Source organism: Pseudomonas migulae (genome assembly GCF_043225285.1).
GTDB lineage: Bacteria > Pseudomonadota > Gammaproteobacteria > Pseudomonadales > Pseudomonadaceae > Aquipseudomonas > Aquipseudomonas migulae_C.
On record NZ_CP171224.1, the window covers coordinates 5,789,025 to 5,815,193 of the forward strand.

The 26,169-nt window shown below is 60.4% G+C and carries 19 protein-coding genes and 2 riboswitches; of the genes, 7 read left to right on the forward strand and 12 right to left on the reverse strand.

From position 1 onward, the window contains the following. Nucleotides 1-53: 53 nt before the first annotated feature. The 4 genes from ACF6ZU_RS26685 to ACF6ZU_RS26700 all read right to left on the reverse strand — a co-directional run bounded on the left by ACF6ZU_RS26685 (nt 54) and on the right by ACF6ZU_RS26700 (nt 4,426). Complete coding sequence (locus tag ACF6ZU_RS26685) at nt 54-917, reverse strand: LysR family transcriptional regulator (protein WP_392888528.1); 864 nt, start codon at nt 915-917, stop codon at nt 54-56. A 265-nt stretch (nt 918-1,182) separates the two neighbouring features. Further along, a complete protein-coding gene (locus ACF6ZU_RS26690; RefSeq protein ID WP_392888530.1) occupies nt 1,183-3,030 on the reverse strand; it encodes an amidohydrolase in 1,848 nt (615 codons plus the stop codon). Between the two features lie 306 nt (nt 3,031-3,336). Continuing rightward, complete coding sequence (locus ACF6ZU_RS26695) at nt 3,337-3,651, reverse strand: SCP2 sterol-binding domain-containing protein (RefSeq protein ID WP_008015934.1); 315 nt, start codon at nt 3,649-3,651, stop codon at nt 3,337-3,339. A gap of 64 nt (nt 3,652-3,715) precedes the next feature. Continuing rightward, a complete protein-coding gene (locus ACF6ZU_RS26700) occupies nt 3,716-4,426 on the reverse strand; it encodes a histidine phosphatase family protein (protein WP_392888532.1) in 711 nt (236 codons plus the stop codon). 201 nt (nt 4,427-4,627) lie between these two features. Here ACF6ZU_RS26700 and sohB point away from each other — a divergent pair, with 201 nt between their 5' ends. Together sohB and ACF6ZU_RS26710 are read left to right on the forward strand one after the other, a co-directional pair. Further along, nucleotides 4,628-5,650: a protease SohB gene (sohB, locus tag ACF6ZU_RS26705; RefSeq protein WP_392888534.1), complete on the forward strand. Its 1,023-nt coding sequence runs from the start codon at nt 4,628-4,630 to the stop codon at nt 5,648-5,650. A gap of 184 nt (nt 5,651-5,834) precedes the next feature. After that, nucleotides 5,835-9,722 carry a leucine-rich repeat domain-containing protein gene (locus ACF6ZU_RS26710; protein ID WP_392888536.1) on the forward strand — a complete coding sequence of 1,296 codons (3,888 nt, stop codon included), beginning with the start codon at nt 5,835-5,837 and terminating at the stop codon, nt 9,720-9,722. Between the two features lie 103 nt (nt 9,723-9,825). Here ACF6ZU_RS26710 and ACF6ZU_RS26715 read toward each other — a convergent pair whose 3' ends face one another. Continuing rightward, the gene (locus tag ACF6ZU_RS26715) at nt 9,826-10,320 is read right to left on the reverse strand and encodes a DUF934 domain-containing protein (RefSeq protein ID WP_392888537.1); all 495 of its coding nucleotides are present in this window, start codon (nt 10,318-10,320) and stop codon (nt 9,826-9,828) included. Then, the gene (locus tag ACF6ZU_RS26720; protein WP_392888539.1) at nt 10,304-11,962 is read right to left on the reverse strand and encodes a nitrite/sulfite reductase; all 1,659 of its coding nucleotides are present in this window, start codon (nt 11,960-11,962) and stop codon (nt 10,304-10,306) included. The genes ACF6ZU_RS26715 and ACF6ZU_RS26720 overlap by 17 nt, the downstream gene beginning before the upstream one ends. Before the next feature lie 522 nt (nt 11,963-12,484). On the opposite strand from ACF6ZU_RS26720, the gene ACF6ZU_RS26725 reads away from it, so the two are divergent. Then, the gene (locus ACF6ZU_RS26725; protein WP_392888541.1) at nt 12,485-13,558 is read left to right on the forward strand and encodes an ABC transporter substrate-binding protein; all 1,074 of its coding nucleotides are present in this window, start codon (nt 12,485-12,487) and stop codon (nt 13,556-13,558) included. Here ACF6ZU_RS26725 and ACF6ZU_RS26730 read toward each other — a convergent pair. Together ACF6ZU_RS26730 and metH are read right to left on the reverse strand one after the other, a co-directional pair. After that, nucleotides 13,555-13,773: a DUF2970 domain-containing protein gene (locus tag ACF6ZU_RS26730; RefSeq protein ID WP_392888542.1), complete on the reverse strand. Its 219-nt coding sequence runs from the start codon at nt 13,771-13,773 to the stop codon at nt 13,555-13,557. The genes ACF6ZU_RS26725 and ACF6ZU_RS26730 overlap by 4 nt on opposite strands. Nucleotides 13,774-13,949: 176 nt before the next feature. Then, entirely contained in the window at nt 13,950-17,660 is a 3,711-nt protein-coding gene (gene metH, locus ACF6ZU_RS26735) for a methionine synthase (RefSeq protein WP_392888544.1), read from the reverse strand. 156 nt (nt 17,661-17,816) lie between these two features. On the opposite strand from metH, the gene ACF6ZU_RS26740 reads away from it, so the two are divergent. The 3 genes from ACF6ZU_RS26740 to nfuA all read left to right on the forward strand — a co-directional run bounded on the left by ACF6ZU_RS26740 (nt 17,817) and on the right by nfuA (nt 21,965). Next, a complete protein-coding gene (locus ACF6ZU_RS26740) occupies nt 17,817-20,111 on the forward strand; it encodes a fatty acid cis/trans isomerase (protein ID WP_392888546.1) in 2,295 nt (764 codons plus the stop codon). A 177-nt stretch (nt 20,112-20,288) separates the two neighbouring features. Then, nucleotides 20,289-21,323 (forward strand): acyltransferase family protein, encoded by a 1,035-nt coding sequence (locus tag ACF6ZU_RS26745; protein WP_392888548.1) that lies wholly within the window; start codon nt 20,289-20,291, stop codon nt 21,321-21,323. A gap of 57 nt (nt 21,324-21,380) precedes the next feature. Continuing rightward, nucleotides 21,381-21,965 (forward strand): Fe-S biogenesis protein NfuA, encoded by a 585-nt coding sequence (gene nfuA, locus ACF6ZU_RS26750; protein WP_028621370.1) that lies wholly within the window; start codon nt 21,381-21,383, stop codon nt 21,963-21,965. 152 nt (nt 21,966-22,117) lie between these two features. Here nfuA and cobM read toward each other — a convergent pair whose 3' ends face one another. From cobM to ACF6ZU_RS26770, 4 genes are all read right to left on the reverse strand, one after another. Further along, nucleotides 22,118-22,864 (reverse strand): precorrin-4 C(11)-methyltransferase, encoded by a 747-nt coding sequence (cobM, locus tag ACF6ZU_RS26755; RefSeq protein ID WP_392888550.1) that lies wholly within the window; start codon nt 22,862-22,864, stop codon nt 22,118-22,120. Between the two features lie 83 nt (nt 22,865-22,947). After that, nucleotides 22,948-23,361: a cobalamin biosynthesis protein gene (locus tag ACF6ZU_RS26760; protein WP_392888552.1), complete on the reverse strand. Its 414-nt coding sequence runs from the start codon at nt 23,359-23,361 to the stop codon at nt 22,948-22,950. Beyond that, entirely contained in the window at nt 23,358-24,062 is a 705-nt protein-coding gene (locus tag ACF6ZU_RS26765; RefSeq protein WP_392888553.1) for a CbtA family protein, read from the reverse strand. Before ACF6ZU_RS26765 ends, ACF6ZU_RS26760 begins: the two co-directional genes overlap by 4 nt. An 11-nt stretch (nt 24,063-24,073) precedes the next feature. Next, nucleotides 24,074-24,268 (reverse strand): CbtB-domain containing protein, encoded by a 195-nt coding sequence (locus tag ACF6ZU_RS26770; protein WP_192416590.1) that lies wholly within the window; start codon nt 24,266-24,268, stop codon nt 24,074-24,076. Between the two features lie 119 nt (nt 24,269-24,387). After that, nucleotides 24,388-24,616, reverse strand: a riboswitch (cobalamin riboswitch). A 176-nt stretch (nt 24,617-24,792) separates the two neighbouring features. Next, a riboswitch (cobalamin riboswitch) is annotated at nt 24,793-25,006 on the forward strand. 95 nt (nt 25,007-25,101) lie between these two features. Between ACF6ZU_RS26770 and cobW the strand changes: the two genes are divergently transcribed. Beyond that, complete coding sequence (gene cobW, locus ACF6ZU_RS26775; protein ID WP_392888555.1) at nt 25,102-26,169, forward strand: cobalamin biosynthesis protein CobW; 1,068 nt, start codon at nt 25,102-25,104, stop codon at nt 26,167-26,169.

The window sequence follows — 26,169 nt, forward strand, 5'->3', positions numbered from 1 at the left end:
TCGGCGGGCCGGAGCCAGAGGACACAAACGCCATGTTCCGGTGTAAAACGCACTCAGGTCAGCGGGTTCCAGCGCTGTGACCAGTCATCGTCGGAGCGGATGACTTCGCGCAGCAGGTCAAAGGCGCGTTGCAGGGTCGTCGAATCGCGATCACGGGAATACACCAGATAAGTCGGGTAGCTGAATTCCGGGGCTTTCGGCACTTGTTCCAGCACACCGCTTTCCAGGTAGCTGTGCACCACCCGGGTCCGGAAATAACCACTGCCGCCGTTTTCCAGAATGTATTGCAGGGCCAGCGGACCGAGGTTGAAGCTCATCGCGGCCTTGGCTTTTTCGGGTAACGCGGCATCGTGCTGCCGACGGAAATCCGGGCCCCAGTCGATGTACACGTACGGGTCCGGTTTTCCGGCGAGGCGCACCAGAATCAGTTTTTCTTCGAGCACCTGCTCGACCTGCAATCGTGGCCAGTACTCGGGCTGATAGACCAGCGCCGCATCCAGTACTCCCAGCTCCAGTTGGCGCAGCAGGTTTTCGCCGTCGCGGATTTCCATGCGCAAAGCGTGGCTGGGAATCTTCTCGCGCAGTTCACCGGCCCAGCTGAGCATCAACGGGTTGCACAAACTGACCTCGCCGCCGATGTGCAGCACGTCGTGGTAACCCTCGGGCAATGGCAAGTCCCGGCGTGCAGCTTCCCAGGTTTCGACCAACTGGTTGGCGTACACCACAAACGCTTCGCCGTTCGGCGTCAGGCGCGCACCGGCGCGGTTGCGCACGAACAACGTGCTGCCCAACTGGCTTTCGAGTTTCTGCACCCGCGCAGTGATCGCGGTCTGGGTGACGTGGAGTTTTTCCGCAGCGGCGGCGAGGCTGCCGTGGCGGACGATTTCCAGAAAGGTGCGGGCGAGGTCGATGTCCATGGGAAGGCCGGAGCAAAAGGTGCAGGCATTGTAAGAGCAGACGCCTCCTCCCGATACGCCCACGATCTGTAGGCGCCGGCCCACGGTGCATTGTAGGAGCCGGCTTGCTGGCGATCCAGGCACCGCGGTGTATCAGCCAAACCTCGATCTGTAGGAGCCGGCTTGCTGGCGATAGCGGTGGCCCTGTTGAAAGGTTAGTCGCCTGACCAGACGCCATCGCCGGCAAGCCGGCTCCTACAGGTCATGCGTCAGGCGCTGATAGCGTTCAAAACGCAAAACACGAACAGCCAAACGCGCCCCAGAACCCCTGGAAATCACTGACCGGCGCCGACGACAATCGCGCCCGTTCATGGCTGTGCGCATGCACCGCGCAAGCGCCGACACACTGATGAACCTGCGCCGTCAGCGGTGCCAGCGGTTTCCAGTGGCCGGGCACGTTCACCACCGGTGACCATTCCGGCACCACCGGCACGGGGGGCGGGCCGAGTTTTTCGAATTCGGCGGTACCGTAGACGATCTTGCCATCGACAATGGTCAGCACCGACTCGATCCATTTGACCGCTTCGTCCTCGATGTGGAAATAGTCCGCCGACAGCGCGATAAGGTCCGCCAGTTGTCCGACCTTGATCTGGCCTTTCTTGCCTTGCTCCGAGGAAAACCAGGCGCTGCCATGGGTGAACAGTTCCAGCGCGGTGTCGCGGCTCAAGCCCTGCGGATACAGCTCCAGACCACCGACGGTGCGCCCGCTGACCAGCCAGTACAGGGAAGTCCAGGGGTTGTAGCTCGACACCCGCGTGGCGTCGGTGCCCGCGCCGACGGGAACGCCTTCGGCGAGCATGCGCGCGATCGGCGGTGTGTGCTCGGCAGCCTTGGCGCCGTAGCGATCAACAAAATACTCGCCCTGGAACGCCATGCGATCCTGGATTGCAATGCCGCCGCCCAGGGCTTTCACCCGTTCAATGTTCTGCGGGGTGATGGTTTCGGCGTGGTCGAAAAACCACGGCAAGCCATCGAACGGGATGTCGCGATTGACCTTCTCGAACACATCGAGCATGCGGCTGATGGACTCGTTGTACGTGGCGTGCAAACGGAATGGCCAGCGCTGTTCGACGAGGTGGCGCACCACCGGTTCGAGTTCCTGTTCCATGGTTTGCGGCAGGTCCGGCCGTGGTTCGAGGAAGTCCTCGAAATCCGCTGCCGAGAACACCAGCATTTCCCCGGCACCGTTGTGCCTCAGGAAGTCATCACCCTGGCCGTAGTGGGAGCTGCCGGTCCAGTGCTTGAAGTCGGTCAGTTCTTCCTTGGGTTTCTGGGTGAACAGGTTGTAGGCGATGCGCACCGTCAGTTGCTGGTCCTTGGCCAGTTGCTGGATGACTTGATAGTCGTCCGGATAGTTCTGGTAACCGCCGCCGGCATCGATGGCGCTGGTGACGCCGAGACGGTTGAGTTCACGCATGAACTGGCGGGTCGAATTGACCTGGTATTCCAGCGGTAACTTCGGTCCCTTGGCCAGGGTCGAGTAGAGAATCATCGCGTTGGGACGGGCGATCAGCATGCCGGTCGGGTCGCCATTGGCGTCACGCTGGATTTCACCGCCCGGCGGGTTCGGCGTGTCGCGGGTGTAGCCGACCACTTTCAACGCGGCGCGGTTGAGCAGGGCGCGGTCATACAGGTGCAGCACGAACACCGGGGTGTCCGGCGCCGCTTTGTTCAGTTCATCAAGGGTCGGCAGGCGTTTTTCGGCGAACTGGAATTCGTTCCAGCCACCGACCACCCGCACCCATTGCGGCGTGGGCGTGCGGTCGGCCTGCTGCTTGAGCAGGCGCAGCGCATCGACCAGCGACGGTACGCCTTCCCAGCGCAGTTCGAGGTTGTAATTGAGGCCGCCACGAATCAGGTGCAAGTGCGAGTCATTGAGACCGGGAATCACCGTGCGGCCGTGCAAGTCGATAATTTGTGTGCCGGGGCCTTGCAGCGCCATGGCCTGGGCGTCGCTGCCGACCACCACGAAGCGTCCGTCCTTGATCGCGACGGCGCTGGCCTGGGGTTTCTTGCGATCGACTGTGTGCAGGCGTCCGTTGTACAGAATGAGGTCGGCCGGAGTGTCAGGCATGGTTTTACTCCCTGCGAATAGCGGACTGATCCAGGCGCCGACGGCACCCGCCGAAAGACCTTGCAGTACACGTCGACGGTTGAATCCGTCGTGGTCGTCAGGTGGGTTCATGGCGGTGTTCTCCGCTTGGTTCTTTTTGCAGAAGAAGGGGACAGAACAGCCGATGTCTGACGCATGCGGCCACAAGGAATATAGACCGCAAATTCATGGAGGGCGGTTTTCGCAAGGGCGAAAACGACGAATCCCGCCACAAGGGGCGGGATTCGCGTGCAGCCAGAGAGGCTCCCGAGCGCGGGAGCCGCCGTCTTAGCTTGGGAACAGCTCGGACAGTTTCATCGCCAGCATCATGTCGCCTTCAGCGCGCAGTTTGCCGCCCATGAACGCTTGCATGCCGTCGGTCGAACCGTCAACGATGCCTTCCAGGGTTTCGCCGTCCATCACCAGAGTGACCTGGGCGTCAGGGTTTTCGCCTTCTTGCAGCTCGCAGGTGCTGTCTTTGACGATCAGCGAGAAGTTCTTGGTGTCGTCGATGCGGAAACCGAAGACCAGGTCCAGACCGGCAGCAGCGGCTGGGTTGAACTTGGCTTTCATTGCTTGTACGGCATCAGCTACGGAGGTCATGGTTCGATCCTTTCTTGGGTAATTAGAGCTGGGTGGTTACAGCCAGGGTCACAATAATCCGGACTCAGCGAAACGTGATGAGTTCCGGGGCTTTCAACAGTTGCAGGTGCGCATGACTGTTGAAAGAAGCCAGTGCCACCTCGCGACCACGAAACTTCAGCTGGTTGAGCGAGGTGTTGACGATTTGCCAGTTCAATTCAAAGGCCTGTCGGGCAGGCATTTGCGTAATGAGGTGGAGCAGGGCCGTGATGGTGCCGCCGGAGGTGAACACGGCGATTTTCTGGGTGTTGTCGGCGCTCTCGAGGATCCGGTGCAAACCGGCCTGAACCCGCTCGACGAAGCCCAGCCAGCTTTCCAGGCCCGGGGTGTCATACGTGCCGGTCAGCCAGCGTTCGATGATCAGGGCGAAAATGCGCTGGAACTCGGCACGGTTTTGCGCGGCGTTGCGCAGGATGTCCAGCGCTTCGGGCTCATCGTCCAGCATCGCCGGCAGCAACGCGCGGATGACCGCATCGGCATCGAATTCGTTGAAGGCGGAATCGGTTTCCACGACCGGTACCGGCAGGCCCACGGCGGCGAACTGTTCCAGTGCGCTGCTGGCGGTGTGCTGCTGGCGGCGCAGGTCGCCCGAGAGGCAGCGATCAAAGCTGAGGCCCAGGCTGGCGAGGTGCTGGCCGAGGACTTCAGCCTGGCGAACACCGGTCGGCGACAGGACGTCGTAATCGTCTGCACCGAAGGAGGCCTGGCCATGTCGAATCAAATAGATACTGCCCACGTCCGCGTCATCCCGGTACGTTGAAGGTTCGGCGAGGTTATGAGGATGGCGGTGAGCTGTCAATGAAAAAACATACGCTTGTTTGAAATGCCCGTTACAGGGCTGTTGCCAGAGGTTTCACGGCTGGTCGCCGGGCCGGTGCATGGGTATGCTGGTGGTATCCCGCGCGTTCGAGCAGCGCATCGTACTGAAGGAGTCCCTGTGGAGTTTCTGTCCGAATATGCCAGTTTCCTGGCTAAAACCGTGACACTGGTGATCGCCATTCTGGTGGTCCTCGCCAGTTTTGCGGCGTTGCGCAGCAAGGGTCGTCGCAAGTCGGCCGGTCAGTTGCAAGTCAGCAAACTCAATGATTTCTACAAAGGGCTGCGCGAGCGCCTGGAGCAGACCTTGCTCGACAAGGATCAGCTCAAGGCCTTGCGCAAGGTCGAGGCCAAGTCCGATAAAAAGCAAAAGAAAAAGCCCGAGCCTAAATCCCGGGTGTTCGTCCTGGATTTCGATGGCGACATCAAGGCCTCGGCCACTGAAAGCCTGCGCCACGAGATCACGGCGTTGCTGACACTGGCGACGCCAAAAGATGAAGTGGTGCTGCGTCTGGAAAGCGGCGGCGGCATGGTCCACAGCTACGGCCTGGCGTCCTCGCAACTGGCGCGTATCCGTGACGCCGGCGTCCCGTTGACCGTGTGCATCGACAAGGTCGCGGCCAGCGGCGGCTACATGATGGCGTGCATCGGCGAGAAGATCATCAGCGCGCCGTTCGCCATCCTTGGCTCGATCGGCGTGGTCGCGCAGTTGCCCAACGTCAACCGTTTGCTGAGAAAACACGACATCGACTTCGAAGTGCTCACCGCCGGCGAATACAAGCGCACCCTGACCGTGTTTGGCGAAAACACCGAGAAGGGCCGCGAGAAGTTTCAGGAAGACCTCGACGTCACCCATCAGCTATTCAAGAACTTCGTGTCCCGCTATCGCCCGCAACTGGCCATCGATGAAGTGGCCACTGGTGAAATCTGGCTCGGGGTTGCCGCGCTGGACAAGCAACTGGTGGACGAACTCAAGACGAGCGATGAATACCTCGCTGAACGCGCGAAGAAATCCGAGCTGTACCACCTGCACTACGCCGAACGCAAAAGCCTGCAGGAACGCATTGGCATGGCGGCCAGCGGCTCGGTCGATCGCGTATTGCTGACCTGGTGGAGCCGGTTGACCCAGCAACGCTTCTGGTGACATACGACGCCTGATCGTCATGACCCATAAAAAACCGTGGATCTTTCCACGGTTTTTTTTGCTCTGCAAAACGTCTGGCCGTCAGCAGCGAACTTTCCCTACGTGGCTGTCGATCACTCCGATAGGGCCGAGCGGCCCGATTGGGTAGGGTGGTGGTCCTGAACTGACTGCAAAGGAATGCATCATGAATACGGATTCTCAAGACCCGGTTGCGCCCCCGCACCCGGCTTCACCGCTACGAATGCGCGATGAGCTGAAGACGGCGGTGGACACTGCATTGCCGCAAACTCCCGGCCAGTTTGGCGAACGCCTGATCAAGGAAAAGTGGGGCGCGGACATCGACCCGCAGACTGCCATGTTGGTGACTCTCGATTACGACTACAGGGGCCACCCGACACACAACGGCATTCACCAAGGGCAAATCGGAAGTTCGCGCTCGCTGCTGCAAACGCTGCTTACCGATTACCAGACCGTGGGTGACGGTCGCTTCGGTGAAACCGCGTTTGGTTTGTACGCGCCACCCGATGTCGGGCCCGCTGTTCGCCTTGTCGAGCATGTCGATGAGTTCGCCGATCACGGCAGCGGCAATCACCGTACTTACGAAGGCATCTATCGCCAGACGACACCGCAAACCTATGGTCCAGAGACACAGCTCAAGCTGCGACCCGCCGATTTCAAGAAGTGGGTCTGGGAGCTGGATCTGAAGTATTTGTATGAAAACTACCTGGACAAGGCCTGGCCGTCGGACGAAGTGCTGCTGGCATCCAGCCCCTACGCATTAAGAACCTCGGTCAAGGCCGCTTTTGTCATGACGGCGTGGCTGCAGCGCCAGGAAAACTGCCTGTCGACAAAAGGTCTGGATCTCGCCATGCGGGCGGCAGGGCTCCGGTCTGATCAGACATGGGATGGGCTGACGATCGACCAACTACGCGCAAGAACGCATTTGCCGGCCAGCGTCGAAGCAGGCCGTCTGAAACTTTATCGTTACACGGCGAGGGATATCTGGTGCTACCGGGACCGATCCAGTGACCGTGTGTTGCTCTACATCCCCGGCAACTCCTCGCCGCTGCATGAATTCGCCGACAGGGCAGCGCTGCGTCAATGGCTCGTCGATCAGGGCAAGGTCACCGAAACGAAGCAGGCACTGGCCGCACACTTCGTTGACGAGGATCGTGTGGACGGGACGTTCCATGCCGGCGTGCTCACTGCGTTCGATGGCATGGCCATTTTCCCGCGCCAGCATCACTTGACCAAGGAGTCGGGCTTTTTCAATGACGATGGTTATTGGGACCCGGCGGACTACATCGGCGTCGACCTGGCGTCCTCGAACACTGATCCGTTTGCCCAACTGGTGTTAACCATGAAGCAGGCGGCTGTCGCCAGCAACCAGACCATTCGCGATGATGCTGACGTCAATCGCGACAACCTGAGCGCCTTCGTCGAGCCGATTGTCGAGTGGGTCAACCAGTTTGGTCCGCTGGCGTTGTTTGTGCCCGGAGGCGAGGGGCTGCTGGTCCTTGCTGGCCTGATCGACGCCGGGTATGGCATCGATCAGGCCGTTAGCGGTGAGACCGCCAGTCAACGCTCGCAGGGGGTGACTCGAACCGTGTTTGGTTTGCTCAATGCGCTGCCGTTGGCCAATGGCGTGGGTTCGCTTGGCAAGGACGGTGAGGAGTTGGCGGCGCTGACCGAGGTGGAGCACGATAGCGGCGGATCAACCGGGACTGTCAAGGCACCGGACCCTGCGCACATGCTGCCGCTGCCAACGCGGGTGGAGCTTCTACGAGGAATTGGCGCTCCGGCTGGCACTTTCAGCGATGAAGTGCTGGCTCAGATCGGCAAGGTCAGCACCGTCGACGACGACATGCTGCGGCTGATGCAGTCGGGGCGCGCGCCGACGCCGTTGCTGGGGGACACCATCGATCGCTTCAGAATCGATCAGGACGTCACGGCGCGGGGTGATCCTTCGACCGCGCAGGCCGAATTCAATCGTCGTTATCAGGTACTCCAGCAGTCGGAGCACGAATGGGTCCGTCTGTTCCAAAAGACCTACCCCGATCTACCCAAAACAGCCGTAGAGCAGATGCTGGATCGGTATGGCGTTGATGTTCAGGCCAATCCCGACCCTGAGCAGGCCAGAGAGCTGTTCAAACAACTGGACGGCAAGGCGCGCCAGTATCAGCAACATGTGCGCCTCAATCGTGCTTATGAGGGCCTCTATCTGCGGTCAGTCACCAGCGCCGATTCGGACACGCTGGCCTTGCATTCGCTTGCCAACCTGCCGGGATGGCCCAAAGGATTGTGTATCGAAGTGCTCGACGGTTCGCCCGGGGGGCGGGTGCTTGATCGCAGCGGGCTCGTCGATGCACCCGCTACGTTGCGTCTGATCAAGGTGCAGTATCGCTATCAGCCTTACAGCCTGTCAGCACCTACGGCCGCGGCGACTGATTTTTATGAGGCGGTCGCCAGTGTCCTGTCCAATGAAGAACGCTCGGCTCTGCAGCTGCTGTCGGCCGATCCTGGTGCTGAACTGAAGATAAAAATCAGCGATCACGCACTGGCGCGTGCTGAGCTGATTGCCGGGTTGGGCAGAATGAAGTCGGGGCTTGCCTTTGAGGCTCAGGGTCTCAGGGGGGGTGGTTTTCCGGGTACGCCTCAGGGCGAAGCGCTGACACAGGCAGTAAAAAGGGTGCATCTCAGGGAGGTCTACCCCGAGATCACGGATGCTGACGCCGACGTTGAGCTGGCGCGGATGGGCAGCCGTTACCCGGCCCATATTGGCCAGTTGAACATCCAGCTTCAGCAGTTGATCGCGGACATGAACAACTGGGTTGATCGGGTGGCACTAGACATCAACGATATGGATGTCCCGCTCCTGGGCCCCAATGATCCTGAAGCGGCCGGTATGAACGCTGCGCAATTGGCCGCGCACAACGCAGAATTGATCCAGGAGGCGATGACGCATGAGATGCAAGGCCGAATGGAACTGGCTGACGAAATTGTGTCCATCTGGCGAAAGCGTCCACCACAGCCACACAGCCGATACGCCGGCAACCATGTCACAGGTTTTACCATGGACCTGGACCATGAAAGTTTTCATCGATTACCCGCGTTCAACGTTCGACTGAACGATGTTGTCGGTTTGAACATGCACAACTTTCAAATGAATGTGATTTCCAGCCTGGATGAGTTTCTTGAGGCATTTCCCAATGTGCAGACTCTGGATCTTTCAGAGGTTGACTTGCGGTTTGACCTTGCGAACGGGCAGCAGGACAGCGAATTACCCGTCATGATTCCCGAATTGAAGCGCCTCACTTCATTGAACATGCGAGATACACATCTGAAGTTGAGTGAGCTCAATGCCGGAAAGTTGAGTGAACTGACCAACCTTCAATCTCTGGATATGAGCGATAACCCATTGGGTGAACCACCCTTGGTGATGGGTATGGATCAGTTGCGATACCTGAATCTGGAAGATACGGGGATCACCCGATGTCCGACTGGAATTCTGGAACGGCCGTATTTGACGATGCTGAACCTGAGAGGCAATCAGATCAGTCGGGTGCCGCAGGCTGTACTGAACCAGGCTGTCGCCAGGGATCGAGTACTCCTCTGGAACAACCCGATTTCTGACGAGGACACTCTGCAGCGATTGGTCGCGCATCGGGAGCAAACCGGCATCAACTTGTGGTTGAGCACGGCAGGCAATAACTATGGAGACCCGGCAGTCTGGTTGGAAGGTATTGATCCAGACCTGCGGAATGGCCGGTTACAGATTTGGCAATGGCTGTCACTCAGGCCTCGCGGCGGGCGATTTTTAGGGACGATCAACACCTTGACGCTCACCGCGGATTTTCAGATCAATTATCTGGATCTTCAGGCACGTGTATGGCGCTTGCTGACTGAAGCAGATGAGTCAAATGAACTGTGGGAGCGTTTGACCGTGGATGTGCCGTTACCGGCAGGTGCGTTCGATAACCCGTTCGCGGCGTTCGCGGCACTTGAGAATCGGGCCCGGCTTTACCACGATTGGGTCGCTTTGGGGCGGCCGTTTCCGGCAGGAGATCACTAAGCTCTCTGTAGGAGCGAGCCTGCTCGCGAAGGAGTGTCAGACACATCGGTGTCGATTGATACTCCATCGCGAGCAGGCTCGCTCCTACAGGGAAAGCAGCGTTTTAGCGACGACGGAACAGCGGCAGCGGTTCGTCGGTGGCGGCCTGATAGGTCACCGAGAAGTCCTTGAGACCTTCAAGGGCTTCGTGCGGGTCTTTGTCGGCCCGTACTGCAAACGCATCGAAACCGCAGCGATGCATGTAGAACAGCTGGTCGCGCAGCACATCGCCAATTGCCCGCAGTTCGCCTTTGAAACCGTAACGGTCGCGCAGCAAACGGGCATTGGAGTAGTTGCGGCCATCGGTGAACGCCGGGAAGTTCAAGGCGATCACCTGGAAGCTCGCGACGTCTTCACCGATTTCCTCGGCTTCTTCGTCAGCGTCCAGCCACACGCCCAGGCCGCCATCGCGGGCCAGGAGCATGCGGCTGTGTTCGCGCCACAGCTGCAACGGAACGATGTAGTCGTCGCAGTTGGTGATCTCGTCGATGTTGAAATCCTTGGGCAGCAGGTGCCAGGTTTCGTCGACGACTGCGTTGTTCTTAATGATTCGCTGCATAGACGCGTTCCTTGAAGAGGTCGATGCCGATACGTTGATAGGTGTCGATGAAACGCTCGTCTTCGGTACGTTGTTCGATGTACACGTCGATCAGCTTCTCGATCACGTCAGGCATGGCGTCCTGGGCAAAGGAAGGGCCGAGGATCTTGCCCAGGCTGGCGTCACGGCTGGCGCTGCCACCCAGGGACACCTGGTAGAACTCTTCGCCTTTCTTGTCCACCCCGAGGATGCCGATGTGGCCGACGTGGTGGTGACCACAGGCGTTCATGCAGCCGGAGATGTTCAGGTCCAGTTCACCGATGTCGAACAGGTAGTCCAGGTCGTCGAAACGGCGCTGGATCGATTCGGCGATCGGGATCGACTTGGCGTTGGCCAGCGAGCAGAAATCACCGCCAGGGCAGCAGATGATGTCGGTCAGCAAACCGATGTTCGGCGTGGCGAAGCCTTTCTCGCGTAGCTCGCCCCACATCTCGAACAGTCGGGACTGCTCGACATCGGCCAGGATGATGTTCTGTTCGTGGGACGTACGCAGTTGACCGAAGCTATAGCGATCGGCCAGGTCGGCCACGGCATCCAGCTGCTTGTCGGTGAGGTCGCCCGGCGCAACGCCGGTTGGCTTCAGGGACAGGGTCACGGCGACATAACCCGGCTTCTTGTGTGCCAGGGTATTGCGCGTACGCCAGCGGGCGAAGCCCGGATGTTCCTTGTCGAGTTCGGCCAGCGCAGCGCTCTGGTTTTCCAGGGCCTTGTAGTCCGGGTCGACGAAGTGCTTGGCGACCCGATGCACTTCGGCTTCGGTCAGCGTGGTCTGGCCACCGCGAAGGTGTTCCATTTCCGCATCGACTTTCTGCGCGAAGACTTCAGGCGTCAGGGCCTTGACCAGAATCTTGATCCGCGCCTTGTACTTGTTGTCACGACGGCCATAGCGGTTGTAGACCCGCAGGATGGCATCGAGGTAGCTCAACAGGTGTTGCCACGGCAGGAATTCATTGATGAACGCGCCGACCACCGGGGTACGGCCGAGACCACCACCGACCAGCACACGGAAGCCCAGTTCGCCAGCGGCGTTGTGCACCGGCTCGAGGCCGATGTCATGGACTTCGATGGCGGCACGGTCGGACGTCGAACCGTTGATGGCGATCTTGAATTTACGCGGCAGGTAGGCGAATTCCGGGTGGAACGTGGTCCACTGACGAACGATCTCGCACCATGGGCGCGGGTCGATCAGTTCGTCGGCGGCGACACCGGCAAACTGGTCGGTGGTGACGTTGCGCAGGCAGTTGCCGCTGGTCTGGATCGCGTGCATCTGCACGGTGGCCAGCTCGGCCAGGATGTCCGGGATGTCTTCCAGCGCCGGCCAGTTGAACTGCACGTTCTGGCGGGTACTGATGTGGGCGTAGCCCTTGTCGTAGTCGCGGGCAATCTTCGCCATCATTCGCGTCTGGCGCGAAGTCAGCTGGCCGTAAGGCACCGCCACTCGCAACATGGGTGCGAAACGCTGGATGTAAAGCCCGTTCTGCAAACGCAACGGGCGGAATTCTTCTTCGCTCAGCTCGCCTGCCAGATAGCGTCGGGTCTGATCACGGAACTGCTTGACGCGGTCCTCGATGATCCGCTGATCGTACTCGTCGTATACGTACATATAAGTCCTGTTCTCAGGCTTGGGCCGGTCGGATCCAGTTGCGTTTTCGCCTGGAAAGTCTCCGATACTGCCTTGGCAATTCTGCGCGCACGGCCGCGCACTCCCTACGGAGCCGGGGCAAGATACCAGTTTGGAGTTATGCGCAAAAGTGATGTTTGAGTATATGCAAAGAACCAAATCGACTAACGAGAATCGTTATTGATAAACCCGCATTTGTGGTGTGGGCAAACCTCGTCTTTACTCTGGTCGAGTCTTTATGCAATCACCGATAAAACCGACAAGAGGCGATGCAATGAGCAACCCTACTAAAGCTTCAAAGCCTGACAGTACGGTCGATGCTTGGGCCATCCTGTTTCTGATCATCCTGGTCGTGGGCACCGCGGTATTCTGGGTCAGCCATCAGTAACCGACCCCGTCCGGGCCCGATTCCGACGATTGTCGGACAAAAGCTGCAATAAACGCCGTTTTACGGGCGTTCGCTGGCTATAATGCGCGGCGAATTTCCGGGGGCTCGGACGACCAATGTTGAAGTTTCTCTACACCTTCCTGCTCATGCTGGGCACGGTTTACGGACCTGCTGCGCGTGCGGAATCGGTGTTGTTCCTGAATCCGGGGAAAGTCGACGAGGCCTTCTGGACCAGCTATTCGCAATTCATGCAGGCGGCCGCGACGGACCTGGGTATCGACCTGCGGATTGTCTATTCCCGGCGCATGCCGGAACTCACGCTGGCGCAAGCGCGCCTGGCGCTGCAAGGTCCCGACCGTCCGGACTATCTGGTGTTCGTCAACGAGCAATCCATCGCCCCGCAAGTCTTGCGCATGGCACAAGGCAGCGGCGTCAAGCTGTTCATGGTCAACGGCGCACTCACTGACAGTCAGTTGAGCCTGCTGGGTGAACGCCCGGATCGATTGGGCAGTCTGGTGCCCAACGACGAGGAGGGCGGCTACCTGATGCTCAAGGAGCTGATTCGGCAGCACCCACCCGTGGCGCCCGGTCAGGTGATCGAACTGCTGGCGTTCTCCGGCCTGAAAATCACGCCGTCAGCGCAGCTGCGCGAGCAAGGCATGATGCGGGCGCTGGCGGAACATCCTGAAGTGCGTTTGCGGCAACTGGTCTACAGCGGCTGGACCCGCGACCGTGCGTACGAACAGGCCAAGTTGCTGCTGCGGCGCTATCCCAAGGTGTCACTGGTGTGGGCCGCCAACGATGAAATGGCGTTTGGCGCGATGCAGGCGTATTCGGAAGCCGGTGGCGTGCCGGGCAAGGATGCGCTGTTCAGTGCGGTCAATACGTCTACCGAAGCGTTGCAGGCGAAAGTGGATGGCCGCTTGAGTGTCTTGCTGGGCGGACACTTCACCTTGGGCGGTTGGGCGCTGGTGGAGTTGCATGACCTGGATCGGGGCGTGGATATCAGCCACTACGGCGGCCGTGACCGTAAGATTCCGTTACTGCAACTGGTCGACAAGGCCACCGCCAAGCGGATGCTCGCCATGGGTGAATCGCCCGACTACGGGGTGAACTTCCGTCGACTCTCGGCCAAGGGCCGGCCAACGACCTACCGTTATCCGTTCAGCCTGCAAACCCTGATGCGTTAAACCCCCGCAAACAACAGCACCAATTGCACGATGCCGTAGAGCGTCAACGCAAACACCACCGTGAACAGAATCCCCAGGAGCACGAAGTGACTGGGTTTGCCGTGGGTGAAATCCCGGGCCCGGTTCTTCCCGCTCTGTACCCCGAACGCTGCAGCCATGACGCTGTGCAGCATCTGCCAGAAAGTCGGCGGCTTGTTGTCGACTGGATCGGTCATAAACCCCTCGTCACGGATGTGTGAGCGCTAAGCATAGACAATCCCTGCAAATACAAATCCCCCTGTAGGAGCGAGGCTGCTCGCGAAGGCGGTGTATCAGACGATATTGTTGTCGACTGACATGACCTCATCGCGAGCAGGCTCGCTCCTACAGGGGGATTTGTGTTGCCGCAGGGTTAGTTGTCGTAACCCAGGTTAGGCGCCAGCCAGCGTTCGGTCACGCTCAGTTCCTGACCTTTGCGCGAGGTGTAGCTCTGCACCTGATCCTTGTCGACCTTGCCCACGGCAAAGTATTGCGCCTGCGGGTGAGCGAAGTACCAGCCGCTGACCGCTGCCGCCGGGAACATCGCGTAGTGCTCGGTGAGGAACACGCCGCTGCGGCCGGCCTGCATTTCGCTGGCTTCAGGGTCGAGCAGGGCGAACAGCGTCGACTTCTCGGTGTGATCCGGGCACGCCGGGTAGCCCGGAGCAGGGCGGATGCCGGTGTATTGCTCTTTGATCAGCGCCTCATTGTCCAGCGTCTCGTCCTTGGCGTAACCCCAGTAGTCTTTACGCACTTGCTGGTGCAGCCACTCGGCGCAGGCTTCGGCCAGGCGGTCGGCGAGGGCCTTGACCATGATCGAGTTGTAATCGTCGCCCGCGTCCTGATACGCCTTGGCCACTTCTTCGGCGCCGATGCCCGCGGTGGTGATGAAGCCACCCACGTAGTCGGTGACTTCACTGTCCTTCGGTGCAACGAAGTCAGCCAGGGAGAAGTTCGGCTTGCCGTCGGTCTTGATGGTCTGCTGGCGCAGGTGATGCAGCTTGGCCAATGGCTTGCCGTCCTCACCGTAGACTTCGATGTCGTCGTCACGCACCTGGTTGGCCGGCCAGAAACCGAACACCGCACGGGCGCTGATCAGTTTCTCGTCGATCAACTTGGCGAGCATTTCCTGGGCGTCGGCGTACAGCGCGGTCGCGGCTTCGCCAACCACTTCATCCGTGAGGATGCGCGGGAACTTGCCGGCCAGGTCCCAGGAGATGAAGAACGGCGTCCAGTCGATGTATTCGGCCAGGACTTTGAGGTCGATGTTGTCCAGCACTTTGGAACCGGTGAACGTCGGTTTGACCGGTGCGTAGGTGCTCCAGTCGAACTGCGGCTTCTTGGCGATGGCGGCCGGGTAGCTCAGGCGTTCGGTGCGGGCGCTGCGGTTGGCGGTGCGCTCGCGAACGTCGATGTATTCCAGGCGGGTCTTCTCGACGAAGCCGGCTTTCAGTTCCTTGGACAGCAACTGCGTCGCCACGCCCACGGCGCGGGAGGCGTCGGTCACGTAGATCACCGCGTCGTTGCTGTACTTCGGCTCGATCTTCACCGCCGTGTGCGCCTTGGACGTGGTCGCGCCACCGATCATCAGCGGCAGGTGGAAATCCTGACGCTGCATTTCGCGGGCGACGTGGACCATTTCATCCAGCGACGGCGTGATCAGGCCGGACAGGCCGATGATGTCGCACTTCTGTTCCTTGGCCACTTGCAGGATCTTCTCGGCCGGCACCATCACGCCGAGGTCGACGATGTCGTAGCCGTTGCAGCCGAGCACCACGCCAACGATGTTCTTGCCGATGTCGTGCACGTCGCCTTTCACCGTGGCCATCAGGATCTTGCCCTTGGCTTCCGGCTTGTCGCCCTTTTCCAGCTCGATGAACGGGATCAGGTGGGCCACAGCCTGTTTCATGACGCGGGCGGATTTCACCACTTGCGGCAGGAACATTTTGCCGGCGCCGAACAGGTCGCCGACGATGTTCATGCCGGACATCAGCGGGCCTTCGATCACTTCGATCGGACGGGCGAACGACTGGCGCGACTCTTCGGTGTCCTCGACGATGTGCGTGGTGATGCCTTTGACCAGCGCATGTTCCAGACGCTTGTTGACCTCCCATCCGCGCCACTCTTCGGTCTCGGCTTCCTTGACGCTGCCGTCGCCCTTGTATTTGTCGGCGATGGCGAGGAGGGCGTCGGTGCCTTCCGGGGTGCGGTTGAGGATCACGTCTTCGACGGCGTCGCGCAGCTCTTGCGGGATCTGGTCGTAGATTTCCAGCTGGCCGGCGTTGACGATACCCATGGTCAGGCCGTTGCGGATCGCATACAGCAGGAACACCGAGTGAATCGCCTCACGCACCGGGTTGTTGCCACGGAACGAGAACGACACGTTGGACACGCCGCCCGAGGTCAGGGCGTACGGCAGTTCGTCACGGATGTAGGCGCAGGCATTGATGAAGTCCACAGCGTAGTTGTTGTGTTCTTCGATGCCGGTGGCCACGGCGAAGATGTTCGGGTCAAAGATGATGTCTTCCGGCGGGAAGCCGACTTCGTTGACCAGAATGTCGTAGGAGCGTTTGCAGATTTCTTTCTTGCGCGCTTCGGTGTCGGCCTGGCCGGCTTCGTCGAACGCCATCACCACCACGGCGGCGCCGTAGCGCTTGCACAGCTTGGCGTGGTGGATGAACTGCTCGACGCCTTCTTTCATGCTGATCGAGTTGACGATGCCCTTGCCCTGGATGCACTTGAGGCCGGCTTCGATTACTTCCCATTTCGAGGAGTCGATCATGATCGGTACGCGGGAGATGTCCGGTTCACCGGCAATCAGATTGAGGAAGGTCACCATGGCCTTCTTCGAATCGAGCATCCCTTCGTCCATGTTGATGTCGATCACCTGGGCGCCAGCTTCGACCTGCTGCAGGGCGACTTCCAGGGCTTCGGTGTAGTTGTCTTCACGGATCAGGCGGGCGAATTTGGCCGAGCCGGTGATGTTGGTGCGCTCGCCGACGTTGACGAACAGCGAGTTGCGATCGATGGTGAACGGCTCCAGGCCCGAGAGGCGGCAGGCCTTCGGGATTTCCGGGATTTCACGCGGTGCATAACCGGCCACGGCTTTGGCGATGGCTTCGATGTGGCCCGGCGTGGTGCCGCAGCAACCGCCGACGATGTTGAGGAAGCCGCTTTGGGCGAATTCTTCGATGACCTTGGCGGTTTGCGACGGCAGTTCGTCGTACTCGCCGAATTCGTTCGGCAGGCCGGCGTTCGGGTGCGCGGAGACGTGGGTGCCGGCCTTGTTCGACAGCTCTTCGAGGTACGGACGCAGTTCGCTGGCGCCGAGGGCGCAGTTCAAACCCACCGAAATCGGTTTGGCGTGGGCCACGGAGTTCCAGAACGCTTCTGTGGTCTGGCCCGACAGGGTGCGGCCGGAGGCGTCGGTGATGGTGCCGGAAATCATGATCGGCAGTTCGACGCCCAACTCTTCGAACACGCCTTGTACGGCGAAGATCGCGGCTTTGGCGTTCAGGGTGTCGAAAATGGTTTCGATCAGGATCAGGTCGGCACCGCCTTCGATCAGGCCTTTGGTGGCCTCGGTGTAGTTCTCCACCAGTTCATCGAAGGTCACGTTGCGGTAGCCGGGGTTGTTCACGTCTGGCGACAGCGAGCAAGTGCGACTTGTAGGACCGAGCACGCCGGCGACGAAGCGAGGCTTGTCCGGGTTCTCGTGGGTTTTCGCATCGGCGACCTTGCGCGCCAGGCGAGCGCCTTCTACGTTCAGTTCGTAGGCCAGTTCTTCCATGCCATAGTCGGCCATGGAAATCCGGGTGGCGTTGAAGGTGTTGGTTTCCAGAATGTCAGCGCCGGCGTCCAGATAGGCTTTCTCGATGCCGCCGATCACGTCCGGGCGCGTCAGCACCAACAGGTCGTTGTTGCCTTTGACATCGCTTGGCCAGTCGGCAAAGCGTTTGCCGCGATAATCCTGCTCTTCGAGCTTGTAGCTCTGGATCATCGTGCCCATGCCGCCGTCGAGTATCAGAATGCGCTCTTTGAGGGCGTGCTTGAGGGCTTGAAGGCGAACACTGCGATCGGACATTGGGGCTACTCGGAAAGACCATGACGAAGGGGCGGGATCATAGCAAACCTGTGCGGTTTTAGAGCATGTCGGGAAATTGCATGAATATCGCTCATGTTGGCGCAGAGGTCATGCCGGTAGAATCGCGGAGTTTTTTTCACGATCAGGACCAGGGACATGTCTTTTCGCGTCATCAGCATTGCGTTGCTGTTTTTAAGCTGGGGCGCCGCCGCGCAGGAACCGGCCATTTCCTCTGCTATTTCCTATAGCCGGGACATCCAACCGATCTTCACCGAAAAGTGCGTGGCCTGCCATGCCTGCAACGACTCCGCCTGTCAGCTCAACCTGGGCAGTGGCGAAGGTGCGGCGCGCGGCGCATCGAAAGTGCCCGTCTACGACGGCGAGCGCAGCCAGGCTGCCGCGCCGACCCGGTTGTTCTACGACGCTTTCGGCAAGCACGCCTGGCAGCAGAAAGGCTTCTACCCGGTACTCGACGCCCAGGGCAGCCAGGCCGCGCTGATGGCGCGGATGCTGGAACTGGGCCACAAGACGCCGCTGACACCCAACGCCAAATTGCCGGAAGACATCGTTCTCGGTTTGAACCGTGAAAACATGTGCGCGATGCCGGCGGAGTTCGACGGTTATGCCAGCGCTCATCCCAAGGAAGGCATGCCGCTGGCGGTCACCGGCCTGACCGATCAGCAGTACAAGACGCTGCAACGCTGGCTGGCCTCGGGTGCAGCCATCGATGAGCAAGCGCTGGTGCCTTCGGCGAAAGAAGCCCTGCAAGTGGTGCAGTGGGAAAATTTGCTGAACTCGCCGGGCGCACGGCAGAGCCTGGTGGGGCGCTGGCTGTTCGAGCACTGGTTTCTCGCGCACCTCTATTTCAAGGACGGCGAGCCGGGGCATTTCTTCCAGTGGGTGCGTTCGCGCACGCCGACCGGCCAGCCGATTGACCTGATCAGCACCCGCCGTCCCAATGATGATCCGGGCACGCAGGTGTATTACCGCCTGTGGCCGGTGCAGGGCGTGATCGTGCAGAAGACCCACATCACTTACCCGCTGAGTGCGGCGAAGATGGCGCGGATCAAAAGCCTGTTCTACAACGGCAACTGGCAAGTCAATGCCTTGCCGGGCTACGGGCCGGAGCGCCGGGCCAATCCATTCGCCACGTTCGAGGCAATTCCGGCGCAGGCGCGCTATCAGTTCATGCTCGATAACGCCGAATACTTCGTGCGTACCTTTATTCGTGGGCCGGTGTGCCGGGGGCAGATCGCCACGGACGTGATTCGCGACAACTTCTGGGCGTTGTTCCAGGCGCCGGAACATGACCTCTATATCACTGACCCCAATTATCGCGGCCAGGCTACGCCTTTGCTGGCGATGCCGGGGCAGAACGATGACGTCGGCAGCGTCCTGAGCCTGTGGCACAACTACCGCGACAAGCGTAACGAATACGAGGCGCTGCGCCGCGACAACTATGCCGACGCGCCCGCGCCGAGCTGGTCGACCTTGTGGGCGGGTAACGACAACGCGCTACTGACGATCTTTCGGCATTTCGACAGCGCTTCGGTGAACAAGGGCCTGATCGGTGACGTGCCGCAGACGATGTGGCTGTTCGATTTCCCGCTGCTGGAGCGCACCTATTATCAGCTGGCGGTGAATTTTGACGTGTTCGGCAACGTCTCCCACCAGGCCCAGACACGGCTCTACTTCGACCTGATCCGCAATGGCGCTGAGCAGAACTTCCTGCGCCTGATGCCCGCCGACTCCCGGGACGGTTTCCTCGACGACTGGTACCAAAGCAGCGGTAAATTCAAGATGTGGCTGGATTACGAGTCCATCGACAATGACAAGCCGACGGCGCTGAAGCTCGACGAGAAGGACCCGAAGCGCGACTTCGCGATGCAACTGCTGACCCGATACGGCGAACTGAATGCCAAACCCGATCCGATCAACCGTTGTGACGGTGCTTATTGCTCACGGCCGAACATCGATCCGGCCTTGCAGAGCGCCGAACAGGCCCTGAGCCGCCTGACTTCGCGTCCGGCGGCCGGGCTGAAAGTCATCGATCAGTTACCGGAAGCGACGATGCTGCGGGTTGAGACGGCCAGTGGCAAACGCGAGGTCTACAGCCTGCTACGCAACCGCGCCCACAGCAACGTCGCGTTCCTGCTTGGGGAATCTCTGCGTTATCAGCCGGGGCTCGACACCTTGACCCTTTTCCCGGGCGTACTCAGCAGTTATCCGAACTTCATGTTCAACGTTCCGGCCGAGCAGGTGCCGGCGTTCGTGGATGCGATGGAAAACGCCAAGGACGCCAATCGCTTCGAAAAAATCGTCGAACGCTGGGGGATTCGCCGCAGCCATCCGCAGTTCTGGTTCTATTTCCATGACCTGAGCACCTACGTCCATGAAACCGAACCGGTGGAAGAGGGCGTGCTGGACATGAACCGCTACGAGAATCTTTGACCTTTCGTTAGCGGCCCGGTGTCGGATCCATAAGGCACCGAAAAACCCTTGTAGGAGCCGGCTTGCCGGCGATAGCGCCCTCACAGTCACATTAATGTTGAACGTGACGCCGCCATCGCCGGCAAGCCGGCTCCTACAGGGGGGCGGTGGTTCTGGATTGCGACCGGAGGGCCGTCGATGTTGATTTCAGTACAGGCACTGCGCGCGCTCGCGGCCTGGACGGTGGTTTGCCACCATTTCATGCAGATCTTTTTCGACTTCCAGGCCCGTGGTCCCATCGGGCAGATGTTCATCGACAAGGGCGCGGTGGGCGTCGATGTGTTCTTCGTCATCAGCGGCCTGGTGATCTTCCTGTCCACCGAGGGCAAGTCGTTGCCGCCGGGACGATTCCTGCTGTATCGATTGTTTCGTATCGTTCCCGCGTACTGGCTGTACACGGTTCTGATGGCGCTGGTGGTGGTCTTCGCCCGGCCAGTGTTGCCGGACCAGACCGTCGACTGGTCGCATTTTCTCCTGTCCTTGTTGTTCATTCCTACGGAAAACCCCGGCGGCTACGGGATTTATCCGACATTGAATGTCGGCTGGACCCTCAATTACGAAATGCTGTTCTACGTGCTGTTTGCCTGGGCGCTGCTGTTCCGCTTGCAGGTTCGCCTGCTGATCGTCGCAGCGCTGCTGTTTTCGGTGTGTCAGGCCTGGACCGGCTACGGCTGGATCAGCGAGTTTTACCGATCCGACATTGTTTATGAGTTTTTGCTGGGGATCGCCATCGGCATGATCTACCGTCGCGGCTGGATCAAGCCGGGTTTATGGCTGCCGTTGCTGGGGATCGGCGCTGCGTTGCTGGCGATTTACCACTTGGCGCCGCAGCCGCGATTCTTGGCCTGGGGCGTACCGAGTGCGGTGTTGGTGATGGCGTGCATGGCTCTCGAGCGGTTTTTCGAGAACAACCGAGTGTTCAAATTACTCGGGGATTGCTCCTACTCGGTGTACCTGATGCACGTATTGGTGCTGTCGGCCGGCGGATTTGTCGCACAACGCTATGGCATAAACCCTTACGTGATGTTCGTCGTTTGCGTCGCAGCCATCGGCGTGGGGTCGTGGGCAAGTTACGAATGGGTGGAAAAATGCAGCTATCGGTGGCTTAAAGCACAGATCGACGGCGAATCACCCGATCGCGGCGAGCTGGCGCTTTCCCGACAAAAATACTAGGACTTTGTACGGCGCGATGATTGGCGTAAACTGCGCCCAAGCCTGCGAGGAGTTTCCATGACCGCTATTACCATCACCGACGCCGCCCACGATTACCTGGCTGATCTGCTCTCCAAGCAGAACACCCCGGGCATCGGCATCCGCGTCTTCATCACCCAGCCTGGCACCCAGTACGCCGAAACCTGCATTGCTTACTGCAAGCCGGGCGAAGAAAAACCCGAAGACACCGCGCTGGGGCTGAAAAGCTTCACCGCTTACATCGATTCGTTCAGCGAAGCGTTCCTGGATGACGCGGTAGTCGACTACGCCACCGACCGCATGGGCGGCCAACTGACCATCAAGGCGCCAAACGCCAAAGTACCGATGGTCAACGCTGACAGCCCGGTCAACGAGCGCATCAACTACTACCTGCAAACCGAGATCAACCCGGGGCTCGCGAGCCACGGAGGTCAGGTCAGCCTGATCGATGTGGTTGACGACGGTATCGCCGTGCTCAAGTTCGGCGGCGGTTGCCAGGGTTGCGGCCAGGCTGACGTCACCTTGCGTGAAGGCATCGAGCGCACCCTGCTCGAGCGCATTCCCGAGCTCAAGGGTGTACGTGACGTGACCGACCACACGCAGAAAGAAAACGCCTACTACTAAGGCGTTCGCTGCGACATGAAAAAACGGCGCCCCGTGAGCGCCGTTTTTTTATGCCTGATATTTCATTGGCCTCATCGCGAGCAGGCTCGCTCCCACAGGTTTTGTGCCCGACCTCAATCCTCTGTGGGAGCGAGCCTGCTCGCGATGGGGGCCTATGGCCTGTAGAGATGCGCATGCCCGGCGCGATACAGCGACGACTCACTGAACTGATCACTGCCCAACACCTGGCCCACCAGAATCAACGCCGTACGCCGAAATCCCTTCGCCTCAACCTTGCCGGCAATGTCCGCAATCGTCCCCACCACCCAATCCTGATCCGGCCAGGTCGCCCGGTGGATCACCGCAATCGGACAGTCCGCGCCGTAGTGCGGCAGCAACTCAACCAGGATTTTCTCCAGGTGGTTCACGCCCAAATGAATCGCCATGGTCGCCCCATGCTGCGCCAGGTTCCCCAGTTCTTCACCGGCCGGCATCACGGTCTTGTCGGCGTAGCGAGTCAGAATCACGCTTTGTGAAACATCCGGCAGCGTCAGTTCTGCGCCCAACAGCGCCGCGCACGCCGCCGTGGCCGTGACCCCCGGAATGATTTCAAACGGAATGCCGAGTTCGCGCAGGTGACGAATCTGCTCGCCAATCGCGCCATAAAGGCTCGGGTCGCCGGAGTGCACTCGCGCCACATCCTGGCCATTGGCGTGGGCGGCCCTGATCAGTTCGATGATCTGTTCCAGGTGCAGTTCGGCGCTGTTGACCACCTGCTCGGCGCGATGGCCTTCCAGCACTGCGGCGGGCACCAGCGAGCCGGCGTAGATGATCACCGGGCAACTGCGGATCAGCCGCTGGCCTTTGACGGTGATCAGTTCCGGGTCGCCGGGACCTGCGCCAATGAAGTAGACGGTCATCGTCGTTTCCTGTCAGAAAAAGGGGCTGGGCAAGGCTTCAGATGAAGATTGCTCATGATCGAAGGCGGGGATTATCGGGGATTTCACCCGGAGCGGGCCAATGCCAGGGTCGCCTGGGCATATTTTTGTCGCGAAATCAGCAAGGTCGCCGGTGCCTGCGCCAGTTGTTCAGCGAGGGCGAGGGCAGCACTTTCCGCTACGCCGTAGCAGCCGGTGCGTTCAAAGGCGATGTCCGAAAGGTGGCTGAGTCGCGGTTGAAAACCGGCCAGTTGTTCGCTGCTGAAGTACGTCAATGGCAATCCGAGTTGTGCGGCGAGCTCGATCAGGCCGGGTTCGTCACGCTTCAGGTCGATGCTGGCCAGGGCCGTGATTTGCTGAAGTGGGATTTGATGCGCCTGTAGCGCCTGATCGAGTAACGCCCGCAGCGTGCTGGCGGGGCAGCCACGCTGGCAGCCCAGGCCGACCACAAGAGTCGGCGCTGTGCCGGCATTCGTCATGCGTGGTATTGACCATCGCTTTTGCGGCGGAACAACCACGCGCTGATCAGGCCCAGGGCCAGCCAGAATCCGAGGTTGGTCAACTGCGAAGCGATTTTGAACTGCGCTTCCAGGGCTTCCGGCGCGAGCATCGAGTGCACTTCCGGTTGTGGTGCGCCGATCACGTGAGGGACGGCGAGAATCGCCACGCCCAGGAGCTTCATCAGCCAGTGGCGGCTGAAGACGATCAACGCGATACCCACTGCGGTGGAGGCTGCGGTGCCAATCCACCAGATTTGCCGTTGTGCCAGGTCAGCCGCGGCAGTGCCCGGCAGTTCCGGCGGCAGGCCGAGGGTCGGAGCCAGTACGAATGTGACGTAACCGGCCAGGCCCCAGAGCAGGCCTTGCGAAGTTTTGGTCGGGGAGCGCAGCGTGTACAGACCCGCGAGCATCAAGGCGAAACCGACCGCCACCACCAGGTTGCCGCCAGTGGTCGACAGCACGCGCTGCCAGCCGTCTTCCGGTTCCCAGGCTTCGGCATCGTGGGTGTGGGCGGCGGCACCGGCGGCGTGTTCATGAACTTCAACAGCGGCTGGTTCGGATTTTTCGTAAGTCTCGGCCTGCAGAATCAGCGGCGCGACCCAGAAGCTTTGCAGCAGGGTCAGCAGCAGGGCGGCCAGCAGCCCGGTGAAACCTGCGGTTTGCACGATACGCTTGATCATGTCGGCAGGTCTCAATGGCACGGGAAAGCAGAGCTGTGACGGGTATCGTGCGCGGCGTTGTGCACCGCTTCGATGTGCGAGAAACCGGCGAAGTACACCAGGCACGCACCAAGGATCGACGCACAGACGGCGGCGGTCAGGCGTTGGGCCAAAGTGGTCGTGGTAGTGCTGGCGGATGTGTGGCCGGTGCTGCTGATGATCGACATGGCGCTTCCCTCTGGTCTGTCAGCGGGTGAATAGAGCGCATGGAAGATCCCTGCAAATCGGGCTCGCAGAGATACAAACAGCGCCCGCCCACCGCGGGTTTGTTGTTCAGTGAACGTAATCGTCACTTTGTGTTGCGGGCCGGTCTCCGGGCTCGCGAGGGGCTTGGGCGTCAGCCGAAACCTGCAAGCGTCACCTTCCCATGCCGAACTGCTGGCACAGTGGATCTGACGCTTCGCTCGCTTACCGTTGCGGGGGCAGCACCGGACTGACATGGCTTTGAGTAAAGCACATGATTCACCGGTTTCCCGTTTCACCCTGTGAAGGGCACCCGTAACAAGTTGTGTAGGAGAGCATGGGTAGGGGCTGGGCGTCAATTGGCAGGGGTTCTCAACTCGGAACCGAGTCGCCCCCATCGCGAGCAGGCTCGCTCCCACAGTGGACCGCGGTCTAATGTGGGAGCGAGCCTGCTCGCGATGGGGCCAGTGCGGCTAACACAAGACATTGACCCGCCCCAAGACCATGCGTAGCCTTGCGCATTCGAGGTTCTTCGGCGCATGCCGAAGCTAAGAAGGGAACGCGGTCGATGCCGCGGCTGCCCCCGCAACTGTGAACGGTGATGTTCGCTGCCACGCCACTGCACGCTCCAGCCCTGGAGCCCGCGGGAAGGCGCAGCGAACGCCAGTCTAGCGACCGGCGCACCGTCAGCCAGGAGACCTGCCTCGAAACGAATTCTCACTACAACCGGGCGGGGTGATCCGGTGGCGAAATCTTCCGCGCGCCTGTCGCTGCGGTCGTCGTCCCGTATGCCCGCCACCTTGCCAAAGGGCATCCGATGAAAACACTGGCCAAACTCCCCGTCACCATCGTTACCGGCTTCCTCGGCTCGGGCAAAACCACCTTGCTGCGCCATATGCTCGATAACGCTCAGGGCCGCCGTATCGCGGTGATCGTCAACGAGTTCGGCGAGCTGGGCATCGACGGTGAAATCCTCAAGCAGTGCTCCATCGGCTGCACCGAAGAAGAAGCCAACGGCCGCGTCTACGAACTGGCCAACGGCTGCCTGTGCTGCACCGTCCAGGAAGAATTTTTCCCGGTGATGCGCGAACTGGTGGCCCGTCGTGGCGACCTCGATCACATTCTCATCGAAACCTCGGGCCTGGCCCTGCCAAAGCCGCTGGTGCAAGCCTTCCAGTGGCCGGAAATCCGCAGCGCCTGCACCGTTGACGCGGTGATCACCGTGGTCGACAGCCCGGCCGTGGCCGCCGGCACTTTCGCCGCATTCCCGGACCAGGTCGACGCCCAGCGCAAACTCGATCCGAACCTGGATCACGAATCTCCGCTGCACGAACTGTTCGCCGACCAACTGGCCAGCGCCGACCTGGTGATCCTCAACAAGGCCGACCTGATCAGCCCTGAAGACCTGGCCCGTGTGCGCCTGGAAGTCGCCGAAGAACTGCCGCCCGCCGTCAAAGTCATCGAAGCCTGCAGCGGGCGTCTGCCGCTGGACGTGCTGATCGGTCTCGGCGCCGGTTCCGAAGAACACATCGACAGCCGTCACAGCCATCACGATCACCACCACGACGGCGATGACCATGACGACCACGATCACGACGCGTTCGACTCCATTTCCATCGAACTGCCCCAGGCTGACGAAAGCCTGCTGATGGATGCGCTGACGCAACTGGTGGTCAAGCACGGCATCCTGCGGGTCAAGGGTTTCGCGGCGATCCCGAACAAGCCGATGCGCCTGCTGATCCAGGGCGTGGGCACGCGTTTCGACAAGCACTTCGACCGCCAGTGGGGCGCCGATGAGGCGCGCATCACACGTCTGGTGCTGATCGGCCAGGAGTTGGACGCCGCACAACTCGAAGCGCAACTGCGCGCCGCGCTCAGCGTTTAA